This window comes from Phormidium pseudopriestleyi FRX01 (genome assembly GCF_017313335.1).
In the GTDB taxonomy this organism is placed as follows: Bacteria; Cyanobacteriota; Cyanobacteriia; order Cyanobacteriales; family Laspinemataceae; genus Laspinema; species Laspinema pseudopriestleyi.
Genome location: NZ_JAFLQW010000102.1, coordinates 1 through 2,644, shown reverse-complemented (window position 1 = coordinate 2,644; position 2,644 = coordinate 1). Strand labels below are relative to the sequence as shown.

2 protein-coding genes are annotated in these 2,644 nt (G+C 49.3%); one reads left to right on the top strand and one right to left on the bottom strand.

Annotated elements, in window-relative coordinates:
* Positions 1 to 94: 94 nt before the first annotated feature.
* Positions 95 to 1,273 (top strand): 2'-O-glycosyltransferase CruG, encoded by a 1,179-nt coding sequence (gene cruG / locus J0895_RS04075; RefSeq protein WP_207086846.1) that lies wholly within the window; start codon positions 95 to 97, stop codon positions 1,271 to 1,273.
* 216 nt (positions 1,274 to 1,489) lie between these two features.
* Here the strand turns inward: cruG and J0895_RS04070 are convergent, their stop codons facing one another.
* Positions 1,490 to 1,807, bottom strand: coding sequence for a hypothetical protein (locus J0895_RS04070; protein ID WP_207086845.1), 318 nt, complete (start codon positions 1,805 to 1,807; stop codon positions 1,490 to 1,492).
* Between the last annotated feature and the right edge of the window lie 837 nt (positions 1,808 to 2,644).

The window sequence follows — 2,644 nt, the reverse complement described above, 5'->3', positions numbered from 1 at the left end:
TAAAGTGATACCCTGTAAAGATTGTCGGAGATATCCCCATCGGTGGTAACTCTGGATTCCTTCCCTTTTATCTGAATTGCTTCTCCACCATATTTTGTCTGATTTGTCACTCTCTATTTTATCGACCATTCTGTTACTGTTGCAGTTGCCTGCGACGGCGATTCTGTTATCTCGGCTGATTAAAGGGGCGTTTCGGCAGCCTCCGATTGAACCGACTACACCGACTCAGGAGATGTATGGTGCCGTCAGTGTGGTAGTGCCGACTTTAAATGAACGCGATCGCCTCTCACCCTGTCTCGCTGGATTAACCCGTCAAAGTTATGAAGTACGGGAAATTATCGTTGTGGATAGCAACTCCACCGATCGCACCCAAGATTTAGTCAAAGAGGCAGCAGAAAATGACCCCCGGATTCGGTTGGTGACCGATGACCCCTTGCCGGGGGATTGGGTGGGCCGTCCTTGGGCCTTGAATCATGGATTTTTATCAAGTTCCTCCGGTAGTCGCTGGTTTTTAGGCATCGATGCCGATACCCAACCTCACCCCGGTTTGGTGGCGGCAGTGGTGCAGGCGGCAGAGGCACAAGGGTATGATTTGGTGTCGTTTTCGCCTCAATTTATTCTCAAGGAGGCCGGGGAAATGGTGCTACAACCGGCGCTACTAATGACCCTGGTGTATCGCTTTGGTCCGACGAATACCGAGGCGAGTTCGGCGGAACGGGTGATGGCAAATGGTCAGTGCTTCCTCTGTCGGCGATCGGTGTTGGCAGCAGTGGAGGGTTATAGCAGCGCTCGTCAGTCGTTTTGTGATGACGTGACTTTGGCCCGGAATATTGCCCTGGCTGGGTTTAAGGTCGGGTTTATGGATGGGGCTAAGGTGATTAAGGTGCGGATGTATGAGGGGGCGGCAGAAACTTGGCGAGAGTGGGGGCGTAGTCTGGACCTCAAGGATGCGGCGTCATGGGGTCAAACTTGGGGAGATGTTTGGTTTTTACTTTCGGTACAGGGGTTGCCGCTGTTGGTGGTGTTGGGATATTTGTTATTTGGGATTGAAGGGTCGCCGTTGCTGCTGGGGTTAAATTTATGTTTGTTGGCGATTCGGTTTGCCTTGAATTTAGCGATCGCCCCTTCTTATGACCGGACCCAGGCCCCAAAAACGGCGGCCTGGATGTTTTGGCTATCTCCTATGGCCGACCCTCTGGCGGTATTGAGAATTATTCTGTCCGCAAGTCATACCCCGACTCAGTGGCGTGGACGACAGTATGGACCCCAATAGCAGGAATCTTGCCTGCTTCCTTCCCGTCGGTGTATCTGAAGCCATGAGAGAGGTTCCCCGAAGGCTGGGCCTTCAGGGTGAGCTTGGGTCGAGGATATGCCATGATCCAACGAAAGAAAGAAAAAGAGGTTTGACCCTGGACTCTAAAGCCGGAACAAAGAACCCCGGACAGTAGAGCAATGACTGAGAAACCAATCACGAATCGTTGATTCGGAGTTATTCTCCGGCCCCATCATCCTCCCCGGATCCATTAAATAAATCGATTCGTTCTAGTTGCCAGAGAATTTGGTTTCCTTCTCGTCGCACCCGGGAGACGATCCAGTTACGCCAAGGCCAGTTGTCGCCGCGACTGGTGACGGCGCTGGCATTGACATCCATGAGGTCTGCTAGTTCGGAACTCGTGATCAGATAGCCTTTGGTGGCGATGCGATCGGCGATTTCCAGGGTTTGCATCAGATATTGGAGTTGAGTGACCCTCACCTCACGGGGTAAGTTGTCAAGGGATTCATTAGTGGAATGGGCAGTTGTGTCCATATAAGCCAACTCCGAGGTCAGAAGGTCAGAACTTTGGGTTTATTCTAGCGCCTTTACTAGCTTGGGTAAATCTACCCGTCCCTAGGGGCAAAGTTTTGTTATGAAATCTTGATTTAAACAGGAATTTTAATGGGAGGGGTAAGGGCAGCAAATATAAGGTTCCTGGCGGAGGGAAATGCTTCGACTCATTCGCTTCAAAAGGTAAAATTGGGGTTGTTTTTATATTGGTCTCGTCCAATTACGGTAACACTCACAGCAGACGCTGATTTTTTTTCCTGAGTGAATTAGAGACGGGTCAGGGGATTCGGGGTTTGATTTGTCTGGAGCAAGCGATCGCTTCTAGCTACCCTAGAGAGGTTTGTAGAAAAGGGGAAATGACTCACCAAGTAAGGGGTTGGGTGGGATTATATTTCCCGAAAATTTTAAGCAAAAGCTATTTGAAAGAAGTGGAGGGCCTGTGGAATTTACAGGTTAGTTTTTAATTGGAGGTGGGGAGAACGACAGCAAGTCGTGACACCGAACATCAAGAGGGTTAAGTAAATTCGTGAATCTTTCGGCTTTTAGGGAACTCCAAAAAATAAAATCCTCAAAACCCACACATGAGCATGGTGGGGCACTCGCGGACGAAGCCTGCCTACGCCGGCTGAAGATAGGTCTTTAATTCCTAAATTTGGATAATTTATTTTTTGGAATCCCCTTAGTGACAGATTCCGAAAGCATTAGAAACGCTCAAAGTAGCTCCCAACCAATTTCCTGGATTTTGGTGACTAAGTAGACGGCGTTTGACGGTCGTAACGAGATTAGATTTAGGTAGTATCCTTAATCTAACTCTGTCAG

What these genes read in the sequence shown, in the direction of transcription:
- J0895_RS04070 (WP_207086845.1), bottom strand. Translation starts at nt 1,807, where the DNA reads ATGGACACAACTGCCCATTCCACTAATGAATCCCTTGACAACTTACCC.